Below are 25,373 nucleotides of genomic sequence, written 5' to 3'. Positions count from 1 at the left end.
TAACAAAGTTGGTAAGGTCATCAAGAGTAACGGTTTGATAATCGTGCTGGACGTAAGTTAACCATCGTCAGAAGTCCACAAGGCGATAGGCATGGGTAGTCACGGTGTTGACCGCTAGACCCCGCTTGCGACAGTAGTTGAGGAAGCGTTGCACTGGCTCAACGGGCAAACACGTCTCCGAGTCGAATACGCAATGAAACCGCTCCCCACTCACTGGGGCGATAGCAGTCTCAACAGAAATGCTCATTCTAGCCGACGTTAAAAAAACTTTCCACCTCTACTGAAGCAAGAAAATTGGGCGTGTTGTTGTTTTTTTTCAATGTTGTGTAGTAGGATATTAGTTTCTATGGAAAGCAGGAAATCATTTCGAGGCTAATCAAAGCGCATAATAAAATAAAACTGATTGAGATTGAATTGATACTTGATCGCTGCAACTGACCTATGCTAAAGCTTTATGGCAGTGCCAAATCCCGCGCCAGTATCGTTCGCTGGTATTTAGAAGAATTGGGAATTCCCTACGAGTTTGTACTCATGGATCTGCAAGCCGGGGAGCAACATCGGCCAGATTTTCTCAAACTCAACCCCATGGGCAAGGTGCCCGTGATCGTGGATGGTGATGCGGTGCTGTGGGAATCAGGGGCAATTTTGCTTTATCTTGCCCAAGTTCACGGTCAATTGCCCAAGGAGGCGGCGGCGGCTGGCCGAGTCTATCAGTGGGTGCTTTTTGCCAATTCCACCTTGACCCAAGCCATGTTTCCCCCTGAAAATCGCGATCGCCAGCTTCCACGACTGCTGAAGGGCATTGAAACGGCGCTGATGGAAAATCCCTACATTTTGGGCAATGAGTTCTCGGTTGCCGATGTTGCCCTAGGGTCGGTGCTGGCCTATCTTCAGATGCTCTTTCAGGTGGATTTGAGTCCCTATCCTAAGGTCGCGGACTATGTGGCGCGCTTGCAACAGCGGCCGGCATTCCAGAAGGGGTTAATGGGGGCTGGAGGATGAATGTTATCTTTCGGGAAGTAAATCCCTTTGATCTGTGGATTTGGGTGGAATTTGCCGCACCCCCCTCCTCCGTTGAGCAACAATATCTGGAGGAAGTCTTTAACTCGTGGTTTTTCTTGGGCAAGTTGGGGGGATTCAATGCCGAAAACCTGCAAGTCCAAGAAACCGGCTTCGATCTCAGTTATCTGGAGTACGATCGCGCCCAAGCGGAGAGTTCGATGATGGCGGTGATGCACAATATGGGCGAGTTTGAGTACAACGATCGCTGGGCACGCTGCTGGTTTGACCTGGGCACCAGTGATGCGTTGGCCTTGGATGTGCTGATTAATGCCCTCAATCAATTCAGTGAGGACTATGTACCCCTCAAAACCCTGGTGATTGGGGGTGACAATCCCGAATGGCCGATCGCCACCAGTGAACAGCGGCCAATGATTGAACAATCGGCGTGGAATTAACTGCTCGCCGCCTTGCCCTTAAGGCCCTAGAACGGATCGCCGGGGGAGCCTATGCCGATGTGGCGCTCCATCAGGTCTTACAGCAGCAGTCTTTGCCGGCAGGCGATCGCGCTCTGGTGACTGAACTGGTCTATGGCAGTGTTCGCCAACAGCGCACCTTAGATACCCTCATTGAGGGGTTTTGTGGCAAAATGCCCCCCCTGCGAGTCCAGCTCGTGCTGCGCCTTGGTCTCTACCAACTGCGCTATCTGGATCGCATCCCCTCCTATGCCGCAGTCCACAGCAGCGTTGAGCTGGTTAAAGAAATCGGTCTGGGGGGCTTTGCCCCACTGGTGAATGGCGTCTTGCGCCGTTACACCCGCTCCCCCAGCGATCCCCTGGAAGACCTCACTGCCCCCCTGCCCTTGGTTTCCCAACTGGGCTGCCGCTACAGCTTTCCGGATGAACTGGTGGGGGCTTGGCTAGAACGCTTCGGCAAGCAGGAATGCCTTGCCCTCTGTGATTGGTTCAATCGGCCGCCGCGTTTGGATCTGCGCCTGAATCCGCTGCGCACTACCCCTGAGCAATTGATCGCTGACTTTGCGGCGGCAGGCTATCGGTTGCATCCCATTCCCCACTTACCCCAAGGACTGGTGCTGCCCCACTGTGGCCAATCCCTGTCCGACCTTCCCGGCTATGCTGAAGGGCACTGGTCGGTTCAGGATCGGGCGGGGCAATGGGTGAGCCATCTGCTGGATCCCCAGCCCGGCGAAGTGGTGATTGATGCCTGTGCTGCCCCGGGAGGCAAAACCACCCATATTGCCGAGTTGATGGGAGATCACGGCCGCGTCATTGCCTGCGATCGCACCCCCAGTCGCTTGCGGAAGTTAGCCCAAAATCGCGATCGCCTCGGCCTGAGGAGCATTGACATTCACCCCCTTGACAGTGCAACGGCTGAGGATTTTGTGGAAGCTGGCGATCGCGTCCTTTTGGATGTGCCCTGCTCCGGCACCGGTACCCTGCATCGCCATGCCGATAGCCGCTGGCAACCCCTGAAAAGGCGCTTGGCTGAACTGGTGCCCCTGCAAGCCCAACTTTTAGCCAATGTCTCCCGCTGGGTGAAGCCCCAAGGTGTGCTGGTTTATGCCACCTGTAGCCTAGACCCTGCCGAAAATGAACTCCAAATTCAACAGTTTCTGGCAGATCATCCCCAGTGGCACATTGAGCCACCTCCCGCCGATTTTCCCCTCCAAGCAGCCCCTGAAGGCTGGATCACCCTCTGGCCGCACCGGCAGGATATGGACGGCTTTTTCATGGTGCGGTTGCGACGCGGTAACTAAGCCCTAGGGCAACCAGCGTTAACATGCCAACGCCCATTAGGCCGGCGATCGGATTGCCGTTGATCCCCGTCAGCCACTCTGGCGCTACCCCGGTATAGCTCACTAACTTGCCCACATTGACGCCAAAATAGGCCCAGACCAAACCGCCGTGGAGTCCCATGGGAAAACCCAAGCGCCCCCCAAAGACCCATTTACCTAGTCCAAGCGTCCAACCCAACAAGGCCAAACCAAAAAACTGCGGCCATGTGGCCAAAATCATTTCCAAAGGATGCAGATAGTGCAATGCCGCAAAAATCAGGCCATTGAGCACTAAGGCAAACCACGGTTGGTACTCTAGCTCTAACTCCTGCAACAGCCAGCCGCGAAACAGCAATTCCTCGGCAAAGCCCACCGCCACCCCCGTCAGGAGTCCATCCAACAGCAGCAGCCCAAAGCGATCCGATAACCCCTGCCACCTCACCCAGCCCAAGCCTCCCTCCACGAAAAATAGGAGGGCAACCAAAAACACCCCCACCAGCCACCCCAGCAGCGCTTCGCGACCAAAGTCCCAGCCGCCCTTCAGGCCGTAAAACCCAAGGGGCGATCGCTGTTGATGAACCCGTCGCCCCCAGACCCGCAGCAAGAGAATAAAGATAAGGTACAACAGCCCCATATTGACAAAGCTAGCTGCGCCGCCCTCTCCCCACAAAAAATAGATACTCAGGCCAATGGGCAGCCACAGCAGCACCAGCGTCAGGGCAAAACTAAAGATGCGAACCCAAAAAGGGCGGCGGATCATCTGCCGCCAGAACTGGGACAAAAGTGGCTTATTCAGCGGGTTCAATGGTACTCGTCAGCCCGGCCATTTTCAGGCCTTCACAATAAAATTCAGCGTGCTCAAGGGCACAGGTGATCACCAAGGCCACCCCTGTTGTGTGCGCCTCCATCATAATGTCCACGGCTTGGGGCTGGGTGAGGCTCGGCACAGTCTTCAGCAATACCTCCACCACATACTCCATGGAATTGACATTGTCATTGTGAAGGAGCACACGATAGCGGGGCGCCAACTTGCGAACGGTTGCTGGTTTTTCAATGGTTTGCACTGACATTGTTGGCCATGCCTCCATTCAGTGGAAGTTGAGTCAGGAATTCAGGAAATCTGCTTCAGATTTTAGCAAACCGATCCAACTTGACCACCTGCCAATTCAGGACGCAACAAGGGGAATGCAATGACATCGCGGATACTTGGCGAATCCGTGAGCAGCATCACCAGCCGGTCAATACCAATCCCTAGGCCTCCCGTGGGTGGCATTCCATGTTCTAAGGCCGTCAGAAAATCCTCATCCACACTGTGGGCTTCCAAATCCCCGGCCGCTTTGCGCCGCGCCTGTGCCTCCAAGCGTTGGCGTTGCTCCAAAGGATCCGTTAACTCCGAAAAACTATTGGCGTGCTCGCGACCGACGATAAACAATTCAAATCGCTCCACCAGTCCTGGTTGGCTGCGGTGGGGCCTGGCCAAGGGGGAAATCTCCACTGGGTAGTCAAGCACAAATGTGGGCTGGATCAAAGTGGGTTCAACCCGTTGCTCAAAGACTTCGTTGAGAACTCGGCCAATTGTGTCACAGGTCTCTAAATCCTTGACCCCCGCTTTTTGCGCTGCTTGCTTTGCGGCACTTAGATCGCTAAATTGACGAAAGTCCAGCCCCGTCACCTCTAACACTGCATCGTGCATGGTGACCCGTCGCCACGGGGGCGTCAGATCAATGGTTTCCCCCTGATAGGTGATGTTGAGCGTGCCCACCACCTCCATGGCCACTGTGGTAATGATTGCCTCTGTCAGCGTCATCATATCGTTGTAGTCGGCGTAGGCCTGATAGACCTCAATGGAGGTAAATTCAGGGTTGTGCTTGGTGGAGATGCCCTCGTTGCGGAAGATGCGCCCCAGTTCATAGACCTTCTCAAAGCCGCCGACAACCAAGCGTTTTAGGTGTAACTCCGTGGCAATGCGCAAATAAAGCTGCATCTCCAGGGTGTTGTGGTAGGTAATAAAAGGACGCGCCTCGGCGCCACCTGCTTCTGCCTGCAATACCGGGGTTTCAATTTCAATAAAGCCCTGCTCATTGAGGTAGCGGCGAATGGCGGCAGTAATCAGTGCCCGCTTGCGGAATGTCTCGCGCACGTGGGGGTTGACGATGAGATCCACATAGCGCTGACGATAGCGTTTCTCCACATCCGTGAGGCCGTGCCACTTGTCCGGCAGGGGCAGCAATGATTTGGTGAGCATGGTGTAGGATACCACCACAACGGAGAGTTCACCCTTTTCAGTGCGCTTGAGGGTGCCCACAGCGCCAAGGATATCGCCGACATCCGTCAGGTGTTTCAAATCGGCAAAAGCAGCTTCCCCCATGCTTTGGCTAATGGTTTGCTTATCGAGGTAAAGCTGAATCGTGCCGCTCTCATCCTGAAGCGTAAAAAAGGCCAGCTTGCCAAAAACCCGCCGCGCCATAATGCGACCGGCCACGCTCACGCGATCGCCCACCGCTTCACCTGCGGCCAAGTGAGCATATTTTTCTTGCAGAACCGCCGCAGTATGGGTGCGTTCCCAACGATAGGCATAGGGGGTCATCCCCCGCTCTTGCAGCGTTTTTGCCTTTTCAATCCGTGTTGCCCGAATTTCAGCGCCCGTTGCCCCCACGTCGGCCATATTGGTAGAAACTCTCCACGATTAGCAAACCTTAACCTTCTCATTGTACGCTCTGGGATTGTTACGAACACTGCAAAAGGGGAATCGAGTACAGTGGAAGCTAGTGTGACCAATGAACAAGAACAAACGGCCATGACCCCTGCGAAGTCCCCTCGCCGTAAAGCTCCCGTACCCATTGATCTGCAGGATCCACAGTATTACTTTAATCGCTCTTTGAGTTGGCTGGAATTTAATAAGCGGGTTCTCCACGAAGCCTATGACCCCCGCACACCCCTACTAGAGCGGCTCAAGTTTATGGCCATTTTCAGTTCCAATTTGGACGAGTTCTTCATGGTACGGGTGGCCGGTCTGAAGCAGCAAGTGGAAAGTGGCGTTCTTCAAGGCGGAGCGGATGGCATGCCCCCTGCGGAACAACTGCAAGCGGTGCGCCAATATCTGTTGCCGATTGTTACCGAGCAACACCGCTATTTCGACCAAGAACTGCGTGCCCTCTTGGCCAAGGAAGCCATTTTCCTCACCCGCTTCAATGAGTTGACACCCGAGCAGCAAGGCTACCTCAACGATTACTTCCAAGCCCAAGTTTTTCCGGTGCTCACCCCCTTAGCCGTCGATCCGGCACATCCCTTTCCCTACATCTCTAGCCTCAGTTTGAATCTTGCAGTGCTCATCCGCGATCCGGAATCTGCTCAGGAACGCCTAGCACGGGTGAAGGTACCGAATCGGTTTCCCCGCTTTGTTGTCCTGCCCCAACATTTACACTCGCCTCAAGGTGCCCATTGGGTCGGCGTTCCCCTCGAAGAAATTATTGCCCACAACCTCAGTGCTCTCTTTCCAGGGATGGAGATTCAGGCCTACTTTGCCTTTCGCATTACCCGTAGTGCGGATCTCGAACTAGAAACGGACAAAGCCGATGATTTACTGATTGCCATTGAGCAGGAAATTCGTAAACGGCGCTTTGGTTCTGTGGTGCGTCTAGAGGTGCAGCGAGGCATTCCACCGCTTCTGAGGCAAACTCTGATGGAGGAGATGGACCTCGAGGAAATTGATGTCTATGAACTGGATGGTCTGTTGTGTCTGAATGATTTGTTTGCCTTTATGGGATTGCCCTTGCCCCAGTTCAAGGATCCGGAGTGGCAACCCCAAGTTCCCCCCAGTTTCCAGCGGGTAGAGGAACGGGAATCCATGTTTGACACCAGCAGCGAGATTACCACCCTTGGCACCGACTATTGGGAAGCGGTTGCCAACGAACTCTTTGGTCTCATTCGCGAGGGAGATATTCTCGTTCATCACCCCTACCATTCCTTTGCGGCAACGGTACAGCGCTTTATTACCTTGGCGGCTCATGATCCCCAGGTGCTGGCGATTAAGATGACCCTCTATCGCACCTCCGGTGACTCGCCGATTGTCAGTGCCCTGATTAAGGCCGCAGAGAATGGCAAACAGGTGGCCGTCTTGGTGGAACTGAAGGCGCGCTTTGATGAAGAGAACAATATCCTTTGGGCACGGAAGCTGGAAAAAGTGGGTGTCCACGTGGTCTATGGGGTGCCGGGTCTGAAGACCCACACCAAAACGGTTCTGGTGGTGCGCCAAGAAGCGGGGCAAATTCGCCGCTATGTCCATATTGGCACGGGCAATTACAATCCCAAAACGGCCGGTCTCTATGAGGACTTAGGGTTATTTTCCTGTCGTGAGGAATTGGGAGCCGATCTCTCAGAACTCTTTAATGCACTCACGGGCTATTCTCGCCAACGGGAGTATCGCCAGCTCCTCGTTGCTCCTGTCACAATGCGCGATCGCACGCTTGAATTGATTTACCGCGAGATTGAACATGCCCGTAACGGCCAAGCGGGGCGAATTATTGCCAAGATGAATGCCATTACAGATACGCAAGTGATTCGTGCCCTCTATGAAGCCTCCCAAGCGGGGGTGGAAATTGATTTGATTATTCGCGGTATGTGTTGTCTGCGACCCGGCGTGCCGGGGGTGAGCGATCGCATTCGGGTGATTAGTATTATTGGGCGCTTTTTGGAGCACTCCCGGATTTTCTACTTTGGCAACAACGGTGAACCCGAATACTACATCGGCAGTGCGGACTGGCGATCGCGCAACTTAGACCGCCGGGTCGAAGCCATTACCCCCATTCAAGACCCCACCATTCAACTGGAACTCAAAGCAGTGCTGGAGATTATGTTGGCGGACAATCGCCAAGCGTGGGAGCTGCAACCGGATGGCACCTACCGACAACGGCAGCCGGCACCAGGAGAACCCGAGCGCGGTACCCACAGTGTGTTAATGGCACGCACCCTCAAGGAAGTAGAAGCGAGTCGCTAGTTGGCTCCTAGATACCCTTGCGCCATGGCTCGGAACTCTGGACTCGTCTGCAGGAGTTCTTGGTAGCTCCCCACAGCCGCCACTTGACCATCGGCTATCAGGTACAGGCGATCGCACGCTATGACTGTACTCAGGCGGTGGGCAATCATAATAATCGTTTTCTCCCCACTCAGGGCCTGAATGGCATCCATCACCCCTGCTTCCGTTTGGTTGTCCAGAGCCGCCGTCGCTTCATCCATGATCAGCACGGAGGGATTATGATAAAGGGCACGGGCAATGCCAATCCGTTGTCGCTGTCCTCCAGAAAGGCGCACCCCCCGTTCGCCCACAACCGTGTCCAAGCCCGCCGGTAATCCGGCAACAAACTCGGCCAACTGGGCAGCTTCCACAGCCCGCCAAAGGGCAGTCTCATCTATTTGCTCAGTGGGCAGGCCAAAGGCAATGTTGTGCCGTAGCGTGTCATCGGAAAGATAAATAGTTTGCGGGATATAGCCAATCTGCCGTTGCCAGCGGGCAAGATTGCCGTAAATACTCTCACCATCCACCCGAATATCCCCTTGGCAGGGTTCCAACAGCCCCAGGATGAGATCAACGAGGGTGGTTTTTCCGGCTCCTGACGCCCCCACGAAACCAACCATTTCCCCCTGTTTAATGGTGAGGGAAACGCCACAGAGGGCAGGCCTTGGCGCATTGGGATAGGTGTAGTGAATGTCAATGAGTTCGAGGCGATCCCACAAAGCGCCCCTTTCTGGGCTAACGGCCGAGAGCCGAGGTGGCTCCAGTGTTCGCGCTTCCAATAGGTCATGGTAAAGCACATCCACCGACGCAGCATAAAAGATCAGGTTACCAAGGTTTGCCATGAGGCGGTTCGCAGAGGGCAGCAACCGAAAAGCGGCGGCGGCAAACAGGGAAACAAGGGGCAAAAGTTGGGCAGTGGTTCCCCGCTGCAGAAGAAAAAAGATGAGAATGAGAATCAGCAGAACCACCCCAATGGTTTCAAAGTAGGAGCGAGGTAGTTGGGAGGCAATCTCTTGGAAGAGTGTGGCGCTTCTATCGCGAATTAGGTTTTCTCTATAGGTATCTAAGAAAAACTGCTCTCTGCCGAGAATCTTAGTTTCCTTAATTCCACCTAGAGCTTCGTTGATGCTCTGGACTACCTTTTGGGCATATTGAACCCGCTGTGCCCCCGCCTGTTTCAGGCGATACCGAAAGAACCGAAAGAAGAGATAGGAAAGAATGACGGCTAGGGCAATGACCACAGTGGCAATCAGAGGCGCACTCAAAAAAATAACCGTAAAAATGGCAAAGACAATCAGTATTTCGGAAATGACAAACAGTAACGGCAGCAGGTATAGGCTAAAAACATTGTTTGTTTCCCTGGCAGCATTTTGGATAAGTGTTGCCGTATTGTGTTGCAGGTGAAAGGTATAGGGCTTAAACAGGTAGCTGCGCAGAAGCAGGACAGAAAACTTACATTGCTTGGCATTTAGAAACTTTAGCTGAATGTAGGTGCTGGCAACAATGAACAGGTTTTTGAAGATAAATAGAGCGGCTAAAGCAATACTGAGGAGAAGGAGCCATTGATATTCCTCGGTAGGGGTTAAGGGAGCAGTTCGCCAGAAGAGGAGTTGGTTGAGGCGCGCCGGCTTTTCAACCACTGCAATAAAGGGAAAAATCAAACCAATGCCCACCGCTTCCCACGCGCTGGTGATCACCATCAGCAAAAAAATTCCCAGCAGTTGCCAGCGATCGCCCCGATCAAGTAGTCGCCAAATTTTGCCAAGGGAGCGCAGTGCAGGGTGCTTCAACATTGCGTTTAGAGGTAACAACGCTTTAATCTTAGGCCGGTTATGCCCAAGTCGTGCTGCCCAAGTCGGGCGGAATATCCTGCCAGCGCCCCAGCCCCACCGCCCGAACGGCTTCCCGTAAATCCACCGCCTTGGTGTAAAGTGCCTTGCCGACGATCGCCCCCGCTAACCCTTGGGGACTAAGGGCAAAGAGACTGAGAATATCCGCAAGGGAACTCACGCCACCGGAGGCAATGACGGGGCGATCGCTTGCCGCCAATAGCTGCCGCAGGGCGGGGATATTCGGTCCTTGGAGGGTGCCATCCCGCTGAATATCGGTATAGACAAACCCTGCCACCCCCAGTGCTGCCATTTTCTGCGCCAGATCGGTAGCCAAAACGGTGGATGTTTCCGTCCAACCTCTAGTGGCTACCCGACCGTTGCGGGCATCTAGCCCCACCCAAATCCGTCCGGGGAACTCCGCTGCCAGAGTGGCCACCAGCTCGGGATTTTCAAGGGCCGCGGTTCCCAAAATGGCACGATTGACGCCTTGGAGAAAGAGATCGGCAACTGCTTGGCGCGATCGCAAGCCACCTCCCACCTGTACAGGAATTTCAAGGGAGGCCACAATCTTGGCAATGAGATCGTAGTTACGTGGTTCTCCTGTCTTAGCAGCATCCAAGTCAACGACATGTAAGCGGGGAGCACCCAAGCGCTGCCAGTAGAGGGCGACTTTTAGAGGATCATCGTGAAAAACTTTGACCTTACCATAGTCCCCCTGCACCAAACGCACACATTTGCCGTCAAGTAAATCAATGGCAGGGATAACATCCATTGGCGTCAGGAATCCTTACTGAAAAATTGAAAATTAAGGGTAACTTCCATCCTAGCAGTCACAAAGGGTGAAACGCATGGAAGGCATTGAGAGCGGACGATGGGACTCGAACCCACGACGTTCAGCTTGGGAAGCTGACATTCTACCACTGAATTACGTCCGCAGTCTTGCAGTCTATTATTCTAGCACGAACTGTCCGATTGGCGATGATGTTCGACTGTAATGACGGTATGCACATTGCCACGGGGGGCAAAGTCCCCTTTGATTTTCATATAGAGGGGATCACAGGCGGCCACAAGATCATCGAGAACTTGATTGACAGCTTCTTCGTGGGAAATGTAGCGATCGCGATAACTGTTGATGTACAGCTTAATGGCTTTCAGTTCCACCACCTTCTCATGGGGAATATAGCTAACGTAAAGCGTGGCAAAGTCGGGATAGCCGGAAAAGGGACACTTACAGGTAAATTCGGGCAAGGTAATGTCAATGGTGTATTGCCGACCGGGACGCGGATTGGGAAACGTAATCAGTTGGCCTTCCTGAATGGCACGTTCGCCGTACTTCATTTCGGAGCGTTGCATTGTTTGCTTCCAACAGGCTTAGGGGGACATTCTTCCTCAACTTTATCAAGATTTAAGTTCCTCCGCTCTCGGTACCGATGCCCTCGGGGGAGAATAGGGGAAGGGTGTTGAGATGGCTATGGAACGGTATCAACCCAATGGAGTCCCTCTCTCAGAGGCCGATAAAGCTCAACTAGCCCAACTGAAGCACCTCCTAGAGCGAGCGATCGCCGATGGGGTATTGACTGCTGAGGAAATGGCGCAAATCAAGGATCAGATGAGGGCCGATGGCAAAGTCACCTATGAAGAGCTAGAGCTGTACCGCCAGCTTGTGGAGGAGAAAATTCGCCAAGGGTTTTTGGTGCGGGAAATCCGCTAACGCCCTAGACTTTGTAAGGAACGTCGGTGCCTTGAAAGGAGTGGGCTGGATTCAATCCCATCAGGATCACGGTGTCAATGACGTGGATGATCCCGTTCTCTGCCTCAATATCAGCAGCAAGAACCGTGGCGTTTTTAACCTCTAAGGGATTGTCGCCATGAATAGGAATGGTGGAGCTTTCGAGGGAGGTGACAATCCCCATCTTTTTGAGATCGGCGGCCTTGTAGGCACCGGCAACCACATGGTACTTGAGAATCCGTGCCAGTTGGGGAGGGTTTTGCACAAGGGAGGTAATGGTGCCCTCGGGCAGCTTGGCAAAGGCATCATCATTGGGGGCAAAGACCGTAAAAGGTCCCGGTGATTGCAGGGCTTCCACCAGATTGGCCACCTTCACCGCGGTCACCAAGGTAGAAAAGCCGGGAGTATTTACTGCCATATCAACAATGGTTGCCATAAAAGCACGCCCCAAAACTGCAATGAGAATGCCCACCAAGGGTCAGCGATCGCCCCCTTCCTCAATAGGATAGGGACTATAAAACCTCTAGAACCAGCATACTCAACCCCTGTCCTAGGCGCTAGGGATTGCCGGTGTCGGCCAGATAGGGAAATTTAATTATGGCAATCGCCTCCCTTAATCCCACACCCCCTCAGAAAAAACGGTTTTCCCCTTTGGAGCAAAAAGCCATTGCCCAAGCAGCGATCGCCCCACCTCCTGCGGCGGGATGCTCTTACTCGCCGAACCCCATTGAGGCGCGGGCAGAAAGTGCCGTCTTTCCCTAACGCCCTGGTCAAACCCCTCAGGCTCTGGCCGCCTGCCGAGATGGACAGGATTCTCCAAACAGTTGGCCACTATGGCTAACCGAGGGCATAAAACTGCCATTGGCGATCGCCCTTGAGTTCTAAAACGTAATTGTGGTACTGCCGCAGGCTCTCCCGGTGCCCCACGCTAATGTAGTTGCGGGTGATGCGCCGAATATGCTCGTAGACCCGTTTTTCATTGGCTAAGTCTAGGGCACTGGTGGCCTCATCCAACATGGCGTAGGGACGGCGATTCAATAGGAGGCGGGCGATCGCCAGCCGCTGCTGCTCCCCAAGGGACAGCACATCATCCCAGGCCAACTCCACATCCAGCCCCCCCACCCGATCCGGCAAATGGGCCAAGTTGACCTCATCAAGAGCGTGCAACAGGACATCGTCCGGCGTCTGGCGATCGCCACCGGGATAGAGAAGTTGGGTGCGCAGGGTGCCCAGTACCATGTAGGGGCGTTGGGGCAAAAAAAGCACTTCCTCTATGGGGGGACGAATAATGCGACCACTGCCGCTTTGCCAGAGGCCGGCGATCGCCCGCAGGAGTGAACTTTTGCCGACCCCACTCGGTCCCATAATCACCACACTTTCTCCCGCCTCAAGGGCAAAGGTGACATCTTCTACCAGCCGCCGTGCCAAATTCGGCGTCTCTACGCTCACATGTTCTAGGGCAATGTAGGGCTTCTCCACCAGTTCAATGTGCGACCGGGGTGGGACAGGGAGACGGGTCAGCGCCTCATCAAACTCGGCCAAACGCTCAATTCCGGCAATGAAGCCCGTGAGGTTCGTAAACTGGTTCACAATAATCGAGAGTGCCCCCAGCACTTGAGAAAAGGCAAAGCTGGCTTGACTGATTGCCCCAAAGTCAATTTCACCGGCAAAGTAGCGAGGAGCAACCACCGCCGCCGGCACAATCACCACAAAGTAGTTATAGGCGGTGGTGAAAAATTCCAAATTGCGCTGCCAGCCGATCAACAGGTTAAAGTTGCGCAGAACCTCCAGAAAGCGTTGACGCACCTGCACCGCCTCTTGGCCTTCACCGCGGTAAAAGGCAATGGATTCGGCATTATCCCGCACATGGACAAGGCCATAACGAAAATCCGCTTCCCGTCGCAGTTGATTAAAATTCAGCCAAATTAAGCGTTGACCAATCAGGACGGTCAGGAGGGTACCGACGGCGGCATAGCCGACAAGGGTCAAGGTCAGGCTTCGGGAAATACTCCAGAGAATGCCACTGAAGGCAATGAGGTCAATAATTTCCCCGAGAATGATGAGCAAAAATTGCAGCGACGTTTGCGTAAAGGAGCGCACATCTTCGGCAATCCGTTGGTCGGGGTTATCAATCTCCCCTTGGTTCTCAATGGTGTAGTAGGCGCGATTCTGGAAGTAGCGATCCAAAAAATGACGGGTAAGCCAATCTCGCCAGCGCAGTCCTAGATATTCGCGCACATAGCGATAAATGACGACAATGGGGGTTCCCACCACAAACACCCCGGCATAGACCCAGAGGAATCGCCAGTAGGTTTCGGGATTTTTTTCTGCTAGCGCCGTCTGGAAGAAACGCCCCACAAAGCTGATAATCACGTTGAGGCCGCTCACAGATAAAGAAAGCATCAAAAGCAAGGCCAACAGTGCCCACGCTTGCCACCGAGGGCGCAAGGGGTGTCGGAGTAGCCCAAAGACCCCTAGCGGAACGATTACGGTGCCCAGAAGGAGACTGCGGCTGAGAGGCTGTGCCCACAGGGATTGAATCATTGCCATCAGACCGCCGGCAATCTGTCCCATCAGGTCGGGGGCAAGGGCATTGAGGCCAAAGGTGACTGCCGCCGTCAGGCCAAAGAGAAAGCCGAACATAAGGGCAATGACCAGAAAAAGCAGCAGAATAAAGATCACGCTGCTGCCCCGGCGATCGCGGGGAAAGAAATAGGGTTGGGCAATTTGCAAAAACTGCCCCCAAACACGGACATCAAAGCGATGGGTCGGCTGCGACATCGGCTGATTCCTCAGGAGGAGCAAGGGACTACAAGCCTACTATTGTAGTGGGGTAGCTTCGGAGAAAGAGGAATGCACCAGACCAAAGCGGCACCCACCACCTCACGCATTGCCCCGTGGCTCTACTGGGGACTGTGGCCGATTTACCACCTGTTTCTCCCCCTCTATTTTGCGCAGATCACGGTTGTGGGGCGAGAGCAATTGCCGAAGGAGGGGGGATTTGTCCTAGCGCCTAAGCACTATAGCCGCTGGGATCCGGTGCTGTTGCCCCTCGTGTGGCCCTATCCGTTGCGCTTTATGACCAATGCCATCGAGTTCGGGGGGGTGCAGGGCTGGTTTATTCGTCGCTTGGGTGCCTTTGCCGTGAACCTGCATCGGCCTCAACCGAGTAGTTTGCGCCATGCACTGGAGATCCTCAAGGCGGGTCAGCCCTTGGTGATCTTTCCCGAAGGGGGGATTGTCCGCGATCAAGTGGTGCGTCCCCTCAAGCCGGGGCTGGCTCGCTTGGTCTTACAGGCCGATCGCCCGCTGCCGATTTTTCCGGTGGGCATTGCCTACGAGCCGCAGCCCCAGTTTCGTGCCCAAGTCGCCCTTTGGATTGGAGCACCCCTGTGGACACCTGCTAAACGGGAAGGCAACCTTAAACAACAGGCTCAGGAATTGACCCGGCAACTGGAAACGGCCTTGCACGCAGCCGTCCTTGAGGCCCGCAAATGTGTGGCATCCCAAGGCTAGCAGACCCCCTCCGACCACGGGTCTCGGTGAAGGGAATCCTAGGGCAAGATTGCCTCGGTCATGAAAAACCGCAATCATTCCGCTCCCCCAATAGGGGCACCCATCAAAACTTTTCATTTAGGAAACGTTGAGAAACCGCCGCCAATCCTAAAAGTTAATTAAGAAGCTGTCAGAATCGTTCGAGAGCGTCTATGCTGAAATTAGAGTTGGATGAAGCTTCAGGATCACGCGCTGCTTGGTATTAGGAGTGAAGCTACTTCAAAGAGTGAAAGGTTAGAGGTCTTCCCTTTTCTAAAAAGAAGGCCGTAGGCAAGATGGCAAAAACCGTTCAACAGGCATGACAGTCAAGGAAGAGGCTTCTTCAAATTGGTTAAAACCTTGGCGAATGACGAAGGAGGCTCTCTTCAGCCCCATAAAAACAACCGCGATCCATTGTCACCGAGGTTGCAATCATGGTTTCCACCCTTCCCCAAAAACAACAGGTGACAGGTTACATTCACTCCGTGGAGACCTGTGGCACCGTGGATGGCCCCGGCATTCGCTATGTGATTTTTACCCAAGGATGTCCGCTGCGCTGTCTGTACTGCCACAATCCCGACTGCCGTGAACCCCATCAGGGCAAGCTCGTAACGGTGGAGGAACTGATTGCCGATATTCAGCGCTACCGGTCTTATCTGCGCCAAGGGGGCGTAACGGTCAGTGGCGGCGAACCCCTCATGCAGCCGGAATTCGTGCGGGAAATTTTTGAGCGTTGCCATGACTTGGGCTTGCATACCGCCTTGGATACCTCGGGCTATGTGATCTTGGAGGTGGCCAAGCCGGTTGTGGCGGCAACGGATCTGGTTCTATTGGACATCAAGTCCTTTTTGCCGGAGACCTATCGGCGGGTGACGGGGGTCGCCATCACGCCAACCTTGGAATTGGCCAAGTACTTGGATGAGATCCACAAACCCACGTGGATCCGCTTTGTCTTGGTGCCGGGGCTGACGGATGATCCCGAAAATATTCGAGGCTTGGCGCAATTTGTGGCGGGTCTTAGCAATGTGGAGAAGGTGGAGGTGTTGCCCTTTCACAAAATGGGGGAATACAAATGGCGGCAGTTAGGCTTGCCCTATGAACTTTTTGATACGCCGGCGGCAAGTCCCGAAGATGTCCGGCGGGCGATCGCCCTTTTCCGTGAATATGATCTCAACGTTCAATAGCCCATTAATTAATTGAAGCCAGCTTAAAAAGCCTATAAGGAGTTGCCCATGAGTGCGCAAACCCTAACCAGTTACCCAGCGGTTCAAACCCTTGCCGATCTCGAGGCCCTGATTGAGCGTGTCCAAAGGGCACAAAGTCGCTATGCTCAGTTTACCCAAGAGCAAGTGGATCACATTTTCCACCAAGCGGCCATGGCGGCCAACCAAGCGCGGATTCCCCTTGCCAAACACGCGGTGGCAGAAACGGGAATGGGGGTTGTCGAAGATAAAGCTATTAAAAATCACTTTGCCTCGGAATATATCTACAACAAGTACAAAAACGAAAAAACCTGCGGTGTGATTGAGGATGATCCCATTTTCGGCATCCAAAAAATTGCCGAACCCGTGGGGATTATTGCCGGGGTGGTGCCGGTTACGAACCCCACTTCGACAACCCTCTTTAAGGCATTGATTGCCCTAAAAACCCGCAATGGCATTATCTTCTCGCCCCACCCGCGGGCTAAGGGTTGTACGGTGGCAGCGGCCAAGGTGGTGTTGGAGGCAGCCGTCGCCGCCGGCGCGCCCCCCGATATTATCGGCTGGATTGATGAGCCGACCCTTGAACTTTCCCAAGCCCTGATGCGGCACCCGCAGATCAAGCTGATCTTGGCCACGGGCGGGTCGGGCATGGTGAAGGCCGCCTATTCCTCCGGCCATCCGGCGATCGGGGTGGGGGCGGGCAATACCCCCGTGCTCATTGATGCCACGGCCGACATTCCCACGGCGGTGAGTTCGATTCTCCTCAGTAAGGCCTTTGACAACGGCATGATCTGTGCCTCGGAGCAGGCGGTGATTGTTGTGGATGAGATCTACGACGCCGTCAAAGCCGAGTTTCAACGGCGGGGGGGCTACATTCTCTCCCCGGAAGAACGGCAGCGGGTGGCAGAACTCCTTGTGACCGAGGGGCGGCTGAATCCTGCCATTGTGGGGCAATCGGCAGCCACCATTGCGGAAATGGCCAATGTCCAAGTGCCGCCGGAAACGCGGGTTCTCATTGGGGAGGTGAGCGAAGTCGGCCCGGCAGAACCCTTTTCCTATGAAAAGCTCTGTCCGGTGCTGGCGCTGTACCGTGCCCCCCAATTTCACAAGGGCGTAGAAATTGCCGCTCAGGTTGTCAATTTTGGTGGCAGGGGGCATACTTCGGTGCTCTACACCGATCCCCGCAATCACGACGATATTGCCTATTTCAAGTACCGCATGCAAACGGCGCGGGTTCTGATTAATACGCCGTCTTCCCAAGGGGCGATCGGGGATCTGTACAACTTCAAGTTGGATCCGTCGCTGACGTTGGGGTGTGGAACCTGGGGCGGCAACATCACCTCGGAAAACGTCGGCCCGCACCATCTGCTGAATATCAAAACGGTGAGCGATCGCCGCGAAAATATGCTCTGGTTCCGCGTGCCGCCGAAAATTTACTTCAAACCCGGCTGCCTGCCCGTTGCCCTGCGGGAGTTAGAAGGAAAAAAACGCGCCTTTCTTGTCACCGATCGACCGCTGTTTGAGTTGGGGGTCACCGAGCCGGTGGTGCGTACCCTCGAAGAGCTGGGGATCAAGCACGATATTTTCCATGAGGTGGAGCCGGATCCGACGCTGAGTACGGTGAACCGAGGCCTTGAGCTACTGCGCAACTATCAGCCCGATGTGATCATTGCCGTGGGGGGCGGCTCACCCATGGATGCGGCCAAGGTGATGTGGCTATTGTACGAGCATCCAGAGGTGGAGTTTGATGGCTTGGCCATGCGTTTTATGGATATTCGCAAGCGGGTCTATCAATTGCCCCCCTTGGGTCAAAAAGCCATTCTGGTGGCAATTCCCACCACCTCGGGGACGGGTTCAGAAGTGACGCCCTTTGCCGTGGTCACCGACGATCGCGTCGGGATTAAATACCCCTTGGCAGACTATGCCCTCACCCCCACGATGGCAATTGTGGATCCCGACTTGGTGCGGCACATGCCCAAGAAACTGACGGCCTACGGCGGCATTGATGCCCTGACCCATGCGCTAGAAGCCTACGTTTCCGTGCTGGCCACCGAATTTACGGAAGGACTGGCCCTCGAGGCGATCAAACTGCTCTTTACCTATCTGCCCCGTGCCTATCGCTGGGGAGCTGCCGATCCGGAGGCGCGCGAAAAAGTCCACTATGCCGCAACTATTGCAGGGATGGCCTTTGCCAATGCCTTCTTGGGCATCTGCCACTCCTTGGCCCACAAACTCGGCTCCACCTTCCATCTGCCCCATGGTCTGGCCAATGCGCTGATGATTTGCCATGTGATTCGCTATAACGCCACGGATGCGCCCCTGAAACAGGCAATTTTCCCGCAGTACAAGTATCCCCAGGCCAAGGAACGCTATGCCCAAATTGCCGACTTTCTTGGGTTGGGCGGCAGTACCCCAGAGGAAAAAGTGGAGCGCCTGATTGCGGCAATCGAGGATCTCAAGGCGCAGTTAGACATCCCGGCCACCATTAAGGAAGCCCTCAACAGTGAGGATCAGGCTTTTTATGAACAGGTGGAGAGCATGGCGGAACTGGCCTTTGACGATCAGTGCACGGGGGCAAATCCGCGCTATCCCCTGATCCAAGACCTGAAGGAGTTGTATATTCTGGCCTATATGGGGTGTCGGCGGGATGCGGCAGCCTACCATCCGGCGGCAGCAACTTTAAGTTGATGAGGTGGCGCTATCTTCCCCCCTTGGCCGCGCCGGGGAGGGTGCAAATGGCGGTGGATCGCTGGTTGTGGCAGTCTAGCGATCGCCCCTGTCTGCGGTTTTACACGTGGTCACCGCCTGCTATTTCCCTTGGCTACGGTCAACGGGACATTCCTGAGCACTGGCAACACCTCCACTGGCAAGGGCAACCCCTCGAACGGGTGCAGCGACCCACGGGGGGACGAGCAGTGTTGCACCAGGGAGATCTCACCTACAGCCTAGTGGTGTGGGGATTGGGGCAGCGGCGACGGCAGGTCTATGCCCATCTGTGTCAATTCCTGAGGGGGGGGTTTGAGCGCCTAGGGTGGCCGCTTCGGTTGGGACAGGCACCTTATCCTGCCAATGCCCCCCTCAATTGCTTTGCGCAGGCAACGGTGGCCGACTTGGTTTTGCCGAGCGGCGAGAAAGTCATCGGCAGTGCCCAAGCCTGGCGGGGCGATCGCGTCCTTCAGCAGGGTTCGATTGTCCTTACCCCTGACCCCGATCTCTGGCAGCAGGTCTTTGGCAGTGTGCCCCATCGGCAGTCCCTTCCCCCTCTGGAGGTGGTGCAAACGGCTCTTTTGGATGCCTTTGAGGCGCAGTGGCAGGTGAAACTAACCCCAGAACCCTTGAGCGATCGCGAGTGGCAAGAGATTAACACAATGTCGAACTCGACCTGTGGCTGCCCTGCCTAGGCTATGATCGGCTTATTGTTTGGGGGATGCCCATGGCACGCCGGCTCACTGCCCTTGTTTTAGCTCTTATGCTTCTCATGAGCGGTTGCGCCCCGCCGCCGCCCTCTCCCTATGAGCAGGTGCAACAGGAAAGCAGCCAGCGCAATGCGCCAGCGGCAGTAAGTCGCGAGGCCACCCAAGGCAGTGAATTCAATCGCTTCTTTCCGCCGCAGGGGAATGGCTTTGAGCGCATCTACGTTCAAGAGAAAAAGGGCTTTGCCGAGGCCAAGCTGAAAAAAGATGGCAAAGAATTGGCCATGCTGGCCATTAGCGATACGATTAGCACCCCTGAGGCCGCTGCTAAGTTCCAAAACAGTACGATGCAGATTGCCGGCTATCCGGCGGTGGAGATCGGGACAACGCAAACGGCAATTCTGGTGGCCAACCGCTACCAAGTCAAAGTCCTCTCCCGCGATCCCAGTTTTACCGCCGGCGATCGCAGGGCATGGATTGAAAAATTTGATCTGGCGGGTTTAGCCCAACTTGCCCCTTAAGGAGACCACCGTGAGCGAGCCTATCTACAAAATCGTCGATCAACTCCCCAGCGGGGGCATCACCGTCATGGCCCTCAAGTCTTTGGACTTTCTCATTCCCGGCCGGTGGCAAAATATCGTTGGTTTCGATAACATGATTCGCCATGTGACGGGGGAAACGGATCCTGCCTTGATTCGCCAAATTGGCGATCGCGCCGTGCGGCTTTTTAATGACAAATCCCAAGGCTACCAACGGGCACTGTGGCTCTATCAAACGGTGGACAACACCGATGCTCTCCTCGGGGCGGCTGCCCTTGCCAACAAGGTGGGGGAGAAGATCTCCTTCCTCGGCTTTTTGGATAGAATGACACCGAAGCCGGAGCGGGCGCAGGCCATTGACCTCAGCATTAAGCTGATTGTGGAAATTCTTGCCTTCTGTCAAATCAACGGCCTTCCCGGTGACAGCCTCGGCGACTTCCTGCGCGCCCTTGCCGACTACGGTGGCGAGTCCCTAATGCGCATGGCCGCCCTTATCTGCTTTGATGGTCTGATTCCTTTGGGGCCAGACTTTCTCCTCAAATGCTTAGGTACACTGCAAAGCTTGCAACCTCAGGATCTACAGGAAAACCCCACGTTCCGCGCAATTGACAGTGTCGTGCCGGGGGGCGATCGCAGCAGTCAATTGGGCTTTATTGTCCAAAGTTTTAATGCTGTCCAGGGGTGGATGAGCCAATTTGTCAGCCGCCACGAGCTAACGCCGCAAAAGGTGATCAATCGTCTGCAAAGCTTTATTGAACTCTCCAAGGATAACCTGGACTACTTGGGCGCCTTTTTGGATATGAGCACCAACTACTACTACCATACGGGCGTTCAAACCCTTGCCCGCCGCCTCATTGAGCGAGCAGTGGCGGAGATCTGAGGGGTTAAGACAGCTCCAGCATCCGTTGAATCGGTTTCAGAGCCGCTTGACGTACTTCCTCAGGTACCTCAATCTGGGGCCGGCGATCGCGCATACACAGGTAAAGTTTCTCCAAGGTGTTCAAGCGCATAAAGGGGCACTCATTACAATTACAGGTTTGATCCTGAGGGGGGGCAGGGATAAAGGTTTTCTCTGGGGTGCGCCGCTGCATCTGGTGGAGAATCCCCGGCTCCGTCACCACAATAAAGGTACTGGCCTTTGAGGTCACAGCATAGTTGAGCAAGGCAGTTGTGGAGCCGATAAAGTCGGCGTGGCGAAGCACAGCTTCTTCGCACTCAGGGTGGGCAATCACCTCGGCGGTGGGGTAGGCGGCCTTCAGTTCGAGGATGCGTCGCTCTGAGAAGGTTTCATGGACAATGCAACTGCCCTCCCACAGCACCATCTGCCGCCCGGTTTGGGCCATGACATAACGGCCTAGGTTGCGATCGGGCGCAAAAATAATCGGTTGATCCGCCGGCACCTGCCGCACAATTTTCACGGCATTGGAACTGGTGCAAATAATGTCGCTCAAGGCCTTAACTTCGGCAGAGCAGTTAATGTAGGAAATCACCCAATGGTCAGGATACTGCGCCTTAAACGCCGCAAAGGCCTCCGCCGGGCAACTGTCGGCCAAGGAACAACCCGCCGCCAAATCCGGCAGCAGCACCAGCTTATCGGGATTTAGAATCTTGGCCGTTTCCGCCATGAAGTGGACGCCGGCAAACACAATCACCTCGGCCTCCGTCCGTGCCGCCTGCTGCGACAACCCAAGGGAATCCCCAATGTAGTCGGCCACATCCTGAATCGCGGGGTCTTGGTAGTAGTGGGCAAGAATCACGGCATTCAGTTCCCGCTTCAGGTCTTGGATGGCCGCAATTAAATCCAACGGCAGCGACGGTTGAGGGGCAGCAAGGGTTGCAAACACAGGTCGTTAGGTTCCTTTGGCAATGGCTGAGGGGTCTCTCTATTATAGTGATTTTTACCAAAAAGGAATCCCCTAGGCAGCCTCGGCCAGCAATTGTTGCACCAGGGCACGGGCAGCGTAGCTGACGCCGGCGGTTCCTTCACCGGGATGCACCGAATCCCCCACTAACCACAGGCGAGGAATCGGGGTGCGGGTTGCCAAGCCAAAGGGGCCAAAGGTACTCAGGCGTTGCCCAATGCCCCCCACAATGCCGTCAATCCGCGCCGTATAGCGCCAGAAGGTGCGGGGGGTTGCCGCTTCCCAGTGGACAATGTGCTCAGGCCGCAGATCGAAGAATTGGCCTAGACGCTCCAGCGCCGTTTGGGTGTATTGCGCCTTGGTGGCGGCATAGTCTAAGTCGGGCTGACGCCAGAAATTCGGTTCAGTAAAGCTAGAGGCAATCAGGGTGCGATATCCCCTAGGGGCACGTCCATCCGCCGGCTGACTCACCGAGACAAACAGGGAGTTATTTTCGCCCAGGGGTCCTTCAGGGTCATAGAGAAACTGCAGGTGGGGCGGACAGGCGGCGGGAATGGCGGCCTCTTTCACGCCAAGGTAAATCACAAAGGCACCGGAGGCGGGGGGCAACGTTTTCAGGCGGCGGGCATAGCCAAGGGGAAGGGCCTCGCCAAGGAGGTGGGGCAGGTTTTGGGCAGGAACGTTGGCCACAATGTGATCCGCTTCAACCCGCTGAAGGGTTTTTGTTTTCAGGTTTTCCACCTGGACGGCAACAGCCTGCCCTTGCTCGACTTCAATACGCCGCACCAGATGACGGGTGTAGATTTGCCCCCCATCCCGCTGCAGGGCGGTGGCCAGCCGCTCACTGAGAACCTGCATACTGCCGTGGAGATGGTAAAGGCCATGGGGGGCTTGGGAGAGACAGAGGGCGGTGGCGGCATAGAGCAGGGCCGTTTCAGCGGCATCCACTTGGGAGTAGAGCTTGAGTTGCAAATCGAGAAATTGCCGCAGCCGGCGATCGCCCCCCACCCCACAGAGATGCATCCAATCGGTTACCGTCATCACACTAAAGGGCACCGTGAGGAGCGTCTCCGGCCGCAGGGCTTGGAGCAGTTGCCACAGATCAAAACCGTTGCGGGGCGGCAAAATCGGCTGTCGCTGCTGAAATCGCCAACTAATAGCAAAGAGGTGTTCGAGGCCTTGCCAAAATCGCTCGCTGTGGGGAAAGTGGCGTTGACGTTCCCGTTGCCAGCGATCGCGATCGCGCCAAACATTGATGGGCGTCGTTTCCCCCGGCAGATAGACGGCACAGGCAGGATCGCAGGGAGTGGCGGGCGGTAGAGGCATCTCCAGTTCGGCGAAAATTTCGGCGTGAATGCCTCCCGGCTCAAGACCCGCCACTTGGGTTGCCCCGACATCAAAGGTGAATCCCCGCCGCCGAAACGTTGAGGCACAGCCCCCCAGCTGAGCTGCCTGCTCAAACAACTGAACGCAATAGCCTCGCCGCGCCAGCAGGGCTGCGGTGGTTAAACCGCCAATGCCGCCACCAATGACGACAACACGCTTGGTCATGCTTCGACCTCGAGGGGATAGGGTTACCCCCAGTGTAATAATTTTTAACGAAGCATTACAAACCTGTTACAGTAGTAATCCTTGTTCTAGAAACCTGCTAACGCCGCCGCAGCTGAAGCTGTTCATACACCTGCCGCAGGGAGACACCGTGGTAAGCAAGGGCCACTAAGGTGTGATAAAACAAATCGGCAACCTCGCCGGCGATCGCCTCCGGATCATTATCTTTGCAGGCCATCACCACCTCTGCCGTCTCTTCCCCCAGCTTTTTGAGAATCTCGTTGTCCCCCGCGGCCAAGAGGCGACAGGTATAGGATGCCGGTTGGGGCATCTGCTGCCGTTGACAAATCACCTCATATATCTGCGAAAGGGTATCGGCGGGTGGGGACTCAATCCGTTCCCCGTTGGCGCCATGGCGGTGAAAACAACTGCGCTCCCCCGTGTGGCAGGCAACATTGCCCACCTGTTCAACGCTCAGGAGCAGGGCATCGCTGTCGCAGTCGTAGCGAATACTTTTTACCCACTGGACATGACCGGAGGTCTCTCCCTTCGGCCACAATTCCTGCCGCGACCGACTCCAAAACCACGTGCGCCCGGTCTCAAGGGTTTTCTGGAGCGATTCTCGGTTCATCCATGCCATCATCAGCACCGTGCCGTCCAAGTAATCTTGGACAATTGCCGGCACTAGGCCGCGTTCGTCGTAACGGATCTGATCAAGGGGGAGATTGAGGGCGGGGGTAGCCATAGGCTGCTCAGGCGTTCCATAAACAGAAGCCCGGAGATCACGCCTATCACAAGCATCCCGTATTGCTGCTTCCTTCCGGACCTGACAAGGTTTGGGCGTTGTGATCGCATGATTCCGAGCCAGATTTTATCTTAGCACAGGCCATCGAGCCGCATAAATTGCCCTATTAGGAATTGTTATCCCCAGTTTCTTAAAGAAAGTTTATATTAAAGAGGTAGCAGCGTAAGATTTGGTAATGCCTATGACCCTTGCTGCCCTGACGGTGACGCAGGCGGAGACACTCCGCGGTCTCTTTCGGACGCTGACGGCAACCAGTTGCCCCTATCGCTATAACTTTCACCTGCATACGATTTGGTCCGATGGCCAATTGACACCGCAGCAGGTTGCCCAGCAGGCGATGATCCACGGCCTTAAGGGCTTTGCCATTACTGATCACCACGCCCTCGAGGGATATTTCCAAGCCCGCACCTATGTTGAGGCCTATCCGGGGAGCGATCGCCCCCAAGTGTATAGCGGCATTGAAATTACGGCTCAGCTGCTCGACACCGAAGTCCACATCCTCGGCTACGGCTTTGACCCCCATGACCCGATCCTCCATCCCTATGCAACAGGAAGTGCTCCGGAAGGGGAGTTGGCACAGGCAGAACGGGTGATTGCGACCCTCCATGAGGCGGGGGGCTTGGCGATTTTGGCCCATCCGGCGCGCTACCGTCTCCCTGCCGAACAATTGATTCCTGCTGCGGCGGCACGGGGAATTGATGGGGTGGAAACCTATTACTGCTACGGCAATCCCGACCCATGGGAGTGCACCCCGGAAACCACCGCTTTGGTTCACAGGTTGGCGCTTGAACACCAGCTTCTTGAGACCTGCGGGACTGATACCCATGGCCAAGACATTCTGGTGCGCCGATGACAGGAACTGAAATTCTGATCACCCTAGGGGCGATCGCCATTAGTGGGTTAGTGCTCCGCTGGCTGATTACGGTTCTCAAGATCACAGTCGGTACGGCGATGAAAATTGCCCTCATTGTTTTCCTGTTGCAACTCTTTTTCGGGATTGGCCCCGGTCGCCTCTGGGAGCAAGCGCAGTTTCTCTGGTCACAAGTGGCGAGTTATCTGCCCTCCTTGCAATACTCAAGATAAGGACAAGTCTCTGACGCA

25 protein-coding genes, 1 tRNA gene and 1 other RNA gene are annotated in these 25,373 nt (G+C 55.2%); 14 read left to right on the top strand and 13 right to left on the bottom strand.

The window, feature by feature from the left end:
* The first annotated feature begins 441 nt into the window (after positions 1–441).
* From ACK4IR_RS06265 to ACK4IR_RS06255, 3 genes are read left to right on the top strand one after another with little or no spacing between them, the layout of a single operon-like run.
* Entirely contained in the window at positions 442–1,002 is a 561-nt protein-coding gene (locus ACK4IR_RS06265; protein WP_409873437.1) for a glutathione S-transferase family protein, read from the top strand.
* Positions 999–1,457, top strand: coding sequence for a DUF3531 family protein (locus tag ACK4IR_RS06260; protein ID WP_409873435.1), 459 nt, complete (start codon positions 999–1,001; stop codon positions 1,455–1,457). The genes ACK4IR_RS06265 and ACK4IR_RS06260 overlap by 4 nt, the downstream gene beginning before the upstream one ends.
* Entirely contained in the window at positions 1,448–2,776 is a 1,329-nt protein-coding gene (locus tag ACK4IR_RS06255) for a 16S rRNA (cytosine(967)-C(5))-methyltransferase (protein WP_409873433.1), read from the top strand. Before ACK4IR_RS06260 ends, ACK4IR_RS06255 begins: the two co-directional genes overlap by 10 nt.
* Here the strand turns inward: ACK4IR_RS06255 and ACK4IR_RS06250 are convergent.
* The 3 genes from ACK4IR_RS06250 to lysS form a co-directional block, all read right to left on the bottom strand.
* Complete coding sequence (locus ACK4IR_RS06250) at positions 2,748–3,575, bottom strand: CPBP family intramembrane glutamic endopeptidase (protein ID WP_409873431.1); 828 nt, start codon at positions 3,573–3,575, stop codon at positions 2,748–2,750. The genes ACK4IR_RS06255 and ACK4IR_RS06250 overlap by 29 nt on opposite strands.
* Positions 3,576–3,582: 7 nt before the next feature.
* Positions 3,583–3,864 (bottom strand): ATP-dependent Clp protease adapter ClpS, encoded by a 282-nt coding sequence (gene clpS, locus ACK4IR_RS06245; protein WP_298615240.1) that lies wholly within the window; start codon positions 3,862–3,864, stop codon positions 3,583–3,585.
* A gap of 62 nt (positions 3,865–3,926) precedes the next feature.
* Positions 3,927–5,459 (bottom strand): lysine--tRNA ligase, encoded by a 1,533-nt coding sequence (gene lysS, locus ACK4IR_RS06240; RefSeq protein ID WP_409873429.1) that lies wholly within the window; start codon positions 5,457–5,459, stop codon positions 3,927–3,929.
* Positions 5,460–5,591: 132 nt separating this feature from the next.
* Here lysS and ppk1 point away from each other — a divergent pair, with 132 nt between their 5' ends.
* Positions 5,592–7,790, top strand: a complete 2,199-nt coding sequence (gene ppk1 / locus ACK4IR_RS06235; protein ID WP_409873443.1) for a polyphosphate kinase 1 — start codon at positions 5,592–5,594, stop codon at positions 7,788–7,790.
* On the opposite strand, the gene ACK4IR_RS06230 is transcribed toward ppk1, so the two are convergent.
* The 4 genes from ACK4IR_RS06230 to queF all read right to left on the bottom strand — a co-directional run bounded on the left by ACK4IR_RS06230 (position 7,787) and on the right by queF (position 10,993).
* A complete protein-coding gene (locus ACK4IR_RS06230) occupies positions 7,787–9,601 on the bottom strand; it encodes an ABC transporter ATP-binding protein (RefSeq protein WP_409873428.1) in 1,815 nt (604 codons plus the stop codon). The genes ppk1 and ACK4IR_RS06230 overlap by 4 nt on opposite strands.
* A gap of 37 nt (positions 9,602–9,638) precedes the next feature.
* On the bottom strand, positions 9,639–10,412 hold the full coding sequence (hisA, locus tag ACK4IR_RS06225) for a 1-(5-phosphoribosyl)-5-[(5-phosphoribosylamino)methylideneamino]imidazole-4-carboxamide isomerase (protein WP_409873426.1): 774 nt from the start codon (positions 10,410–10,412) through the stop codon (positions 9,639–9,641).
* Between the two features lie 91 nt (positions 10,413–10,503).
* Positions 10,504–10,575, bottom strand: a tRNA-Gly gene (locus tag ACK4IR_RS06220).
* Positions 10,576–10,594: 19 nt separating this feature from the next.
* Complete coding sequence (queF, locus tag ACK4IR_RS06215) at positions 10,595–10,993, bottom strand: preQ(1) synthase (RefSeq protein ID WP_409873424.1); 399 nt, start codon at positions 10,991–10,993, stop codon at positions 10,595–10,597.
* Between the two features lie 118 nt (positions 10,994–11,111).
* Between queF and ACK4IR_RS06210 the strand changes: the two genes are divergently transcribed.
* Positions 11,112–11,351 carry a hypothetical protein gene (locus ACK4IR_RS06210; protein ID WP_409873422.1) on the top strand — a complete coding sequence of 80 codons (240 nt, stop codon included), beginning with the start codon at positions 11,112–11,114 and terminating at the stop codon, positions 11,349–11,351.
* A 4-nt stretch (positions 11,352–11,355) separates the two neighbouring features.
* Here ACK4IR_RS06210 and ACK4IR_RS06205 read toward each other — a convergent pair whose 3' ends face one another.
* The gene (locus ACK4IR_RS06205) at positions 11,356–11,805 is read right to left on the bottom strand and encodes a fasciclin domain-containing protein (RefSeq protein ID WP_409873421.1); all 450 of its coding nucleotides are present in this window, start codon (positions 11,803–11,805) and stop codon (positions 11,356–11,358) included.
* Positions 11,806–11,966: 161 nt separating this feature from the next.
* Here ACK4IR_RS06205 and ACK4IR_RS06200 point away from each other — a divergent pair, with 161 nt between their 5' ends.
* Positions 11,967–12,131 (top strand): hypothetical protein, encoded by a 165-nt coding sequence (locus ACK4IR_RS06200; protein WP_409873420.1) that lies wholly within the window; start codon positions 11,967–11,969, stop codon positions 12,129–12,131.
* A 75-nt stretch (positions 12,132–12,206) separates the two neighbouring features.
* On the opposite strand, the gene ACK4IR_RS06195 is transcribed toward ACK4IR_RS06200, so the two are convergent.
* Entirely contained in the window at positions 12,207–14,150 is a 1,944-nt protein-coding gene (locus ACK4IR_RS06195) for an ABC transporter ATP-binding protein/permease (protein ID WP_409873419.1), read from the bottom strand.
* 72 nt (positions 14,151–14,222) lie between these two features.
* Between ACK4IR_RS06195 and ACK4IR_RS06190 the strand changes: the two genes are divergently transcribed.
* The 6 genes from ACK4IR_RS06190 (at position 14,223) to ACK4IR_RS06165 (ending at position 20,937) form a co-directional block, all read left to right on the top strand.
* Complete coding sequence (locus ACK4IR_RS06190; protein WP_409873417.1) at positions 14,223–14,885, top strand: lysophospholipid acyltransferase family protein; 663 nt, start codon at positions 14,223–14,225, stop codon at positions 14,883–14,885.
* Positions 14,886–15,337: 452 nt separating this feature from the next.
* On the top strand, positions 15,338–16,087 hold the full coding sequence (pflA, locus tag ACK4IR_RS06185) for a pyruvate formate-lyase-activating protein (RefSeq protein ID WP_409873415.1): 750 nt from the start codon (positions 15,338–15,340) through the stop codon (positions 16,085–16,087).
* A 48-nt stretch (positions 16,088–16,135) separates the two neighbouring features.
* On the top strand, positions 16,136–18,793 hold the full coding sequence (gene adhE / locus ACK4IR_RS06180) for a bifunctional acetaldehyde-CoA/alcohol dehydrogenase (RefSeq protein WP_409873414.1): 2,658 nt from the start codon (positions 16,136–16,138) through the stop codon (positions 18,791–18,793).
* The gene (locus tag ACK4IR_RS06175; RefSeq protein WP_409873412.1) at positions 18,793–19,506 is read left to right on the top strand and encodes a lipoate--protein ligase family protein; all 714 of its coding nucleotides are present in this window, start codon (positions 18,793–18,795) and stop codon (positions 19,504–19,506) included. Before adhE ends, ACK4IR_RS06175 begins: the two co-directional genes overlap by 1 nt.
* A gap of 26 nt (positions 19,507–19,532) precedes the next feature.
* Positions 19,533–20,039 carry a hypothetical protein gene (locus ACK4IR_RS06170; RefSeq protein ID WP_409873410.1) on the top strand — a complete coding sequence of 169 codons (507 nt, stop codon included), beginning with the start codon at positions 19,533–19,535 and terminating at the stop codon, positions 20,037–20,039.
* Positions 20,040–20,049: 10 nt separating this feature from the next.
* The gene (locus tag ACK4IR_RS06165; RefSeq protein WP_409873409.1) at positions 20,050–20,937 is read left to right on the top strand and encodes a hypothetical protein; all 888 of its coding nucleotides are present in this window, start codon (positions 20,050–20,052) and stop codon (positions 20,935–20,937) included.
* Between the two features lie 4 nt (positions 20,938–20,941).
* Here ACK4IR_RS06165 and nadA read toward each other — a convergent pair whose 3' ends face one another.
* The 4 genes from nadA to ffs all read right to left on the bottom strand — a co-directional run bounded on the left by nadA (position 20,942) and on the right by ffs (position 24,333).
* On the bottom strand, positions 20,942–21,901 hold the full coding sequence (nadA, locus tag ACK4IR_RS06160) for a quinolinate synthase NadA (protein WP_409873407.1): 960 nt from the start codon (positions 21,899–21,901) through the stop codon (positions 20,942–20,944).
* 72 nt (positions 21,902–21,973) lie between these two features.
* A complete protein-coding gene (crtD, locus tag ACK4IR_RS06155; RefSeq protein WP_409873405.1) occupies positions 21,974–23,470 on the bottom strand; it encodes a C-3',4' desaturase CrtD in 1,497 nt (498 codons plus the stop codon).
* 97 nt (positions 23,471–23,567) lie between these two features.
* On the bottom strand, positions 23,568–24,212 hold the full coding sequence (gene hisIE / locus ACK4IR_RS06150) for a bifunctional phosphoribosyl-AMP cyclohydrolase/phosphoribosyl-ATP diphosphatase HisIE (protein ID WP_409873403.1): 645 nt from the start codon (positions 24,210–24,212) through the stop codon (positions 23,568–23,570).
* Positions 24,213–24,236: 24 nt separating this feature from the next.
* Positions 24,237–24,333: signal recognition particle sRNA small type (ffs, locus tag ACK4IR_RS06145), an RNA gene on the bottom strand.
* Between the two features lie 120 nt (positions 24,334–24,453).
* On the opposite strand from ffs, the gene ACK4IR_RS06140 reads away from it, so the two are divergent.
* Both ACK4IR_RS06140 and ACK4IR_RS06135 read left to right on the top strand, forming a co-directional pair.
* Positions 24,454–25,125, top strand: a complete 672-nt coding sequence (locus ACK4IR_RS06140; RefSeq protein WP_409873401.1) for a PHP domain-containing protein — start codon at positions 24,454–24,456, stop codon at positions 25,123–25,125.
* Complete coding sequence (locus ACK4IR_RS06135) at positions 25,122–25,355, top strand: hypothetical protein (RefSeq protein ID WP_409873400.1); 234 nt, start codon at positions 25,122–25,124, stop codon at positions 25,353–25,355. The genes ACK4IR_RS06140 and ACK4IR_RS06135 overlap by 4 nt, the downstream gene beginning before the upstream one ends.
* Positions 25,356–25,373: the final 18 nt, after the last annotated feature.

The sequence above is a fragment of the Thermosynechococcus sp. genome (assembly GCF_046299635.1).
Lineage (GTDB): Bacteria > Cyanobacteriota > Cyanobacteriia > Thermosynechococcales > Thermosynechococcaceae > Thermosynechococcus.
Note: the sequence above shows the minus strand (reverse complement) of the source record. Positions and strands in the feature narration are given on the sequence as shown.

Coding starts and splice junctions, on each gene's coding strand:
- pflA (WP_409873415.1), top strand. CDS start 15,338: ATGGTTTCCACCCTTCCCCAAAAACAACAGGTGACAGGTTACATTCAC.
- ACK4IR_RS06190 (WP_409873417.1), top strand. CDS start 14,223: ATGCACCAGACCAAAGCGGCACCCACCACCTCACGCATTGCCCCGTGG.
- queF (WP_409873424.1), bottom strand. CDS start 10,993: ATGCAACGCTCCGAAATGAAGTACGGCGAACGTGCCATTCAGGAAGGC.
- ACK4IR_RS06260 (WP_409873435.1), top strand. CDS start 999: ATGAATGTTATCTTTCGGGAAGTAAATCCCTTTGATCTGTGGATTTGG.
- ACK4IR_RS06210 (WP_409873422.1), top strand. CDS start 11,112: ATGGAACGGTATCAACCCAATGGAGTCCCTCTCTCAGAGGCCGATAAA.
- adhE (WP_409873414.1), top strand. CDS start 16,136: ATGAGTGCGCAAACCCTAACCAGTTACCCAGCGGTTCAAACCCTTGCC.
- ACK4IR_RS06170 (WP_409873410.1), top strand. CDS start 19,533: ATGCCCATGGCACGCCGGCTCACTGCCCTTGTTTTAGCTCTTATGCTT.
- ACK4IR_RS06195 (WP_409873419.1), bottom strand. CDS start 14,150: ATGTCGCAGCCGACCCATCGCTTTGATGTCCGTGTTTGGGGGCAGTTT.
- ACK4IR_RS06230 (WP_409873428.1), bottom strand. CDS start 9,601: ATGTTGAAGCACCCTGCACTGCGCTCCCTTGGCAAAATTTGGCGACTA.
- ACK4IR_RS06175 (WP_409873412.1), top strand. CDS start 18,793: ATGAGGTGGCGCTATCTTCCCCCCTTGGCCGCGCCGGGGAGGGTGCAA.
- hisA (WP_409873426.1), bottom strand. CDS start 10,412: ATGGATGTTATCCCTGCCATTGATTTACTTGACGGCAAATGTGTGCGT.
- lysS (WP_409873429.1), bottom strand. CDS start 5,459: ATGGCCGACGTGGGGGCAACGGGCGCTGAAATTCGGGCAACACGGATT.
- clpS (WP_298615240.1), bottom strand. CDS start 3,864: ATGTCAGTGCAAACCATTGAAAAACCAGCAACCGTTCGCAAGTTGGCG.
- crtD (WP_409873405.1), bottom strand. CDS start 23,470: ATGACCAAGCGTGTTGTCGTCATTGGTGGCGGCATTGGCGGTTTAACC.
- ACK4IR_RS06265 (WP_409873437.1), top strand. CDS start 442: ATGCTAAAGCTTTATGGCAGTGCCAAATCCCGCGCCAGTATCGTTCGC.
- ACK4IR_RS06140 (WP_409873401.1), top strand. CDS start 24,454: ATGACCCTTGCTGCCCTGACGGTGACGCAGGCGGAGACACTCCGCGGT.
- ppk1 (WP_409873443.1), top strand. CDS start 5,592: ATGACCCCTGCGAAGTCCCCTCGCCGTAAAGCTCCCGTACCCATTGAT.
- ACK4IR_RS06200 (WP_409873420.1), top strand. CDS start 11,967: ATGGCAATCGCCTCCCTTAATCCCACACCCCCTCAGAAAAAACGGTTT.
- ACK4IR_RS06205 (WP_409873421.1), bottom strand. CDS start 11,805: ATGGCAACCATTGTTGATATGGCAGTAAATACTCCCGGCTTTTCTACC.
- ACK4IR_RS06135 (WP_409873400.1), top strand. CDS start 25,122: ATGACAGGAACTGAAATTCTGATCACCCTAGGGGCGATCGCCATTAGT.
- hisIE (WP_409873403.1), bottom strand. CDS start 24,212: ATGGCTACCCCCGCCCTCAATCTCCCCCTTGATCAGATCCGTTACGAC.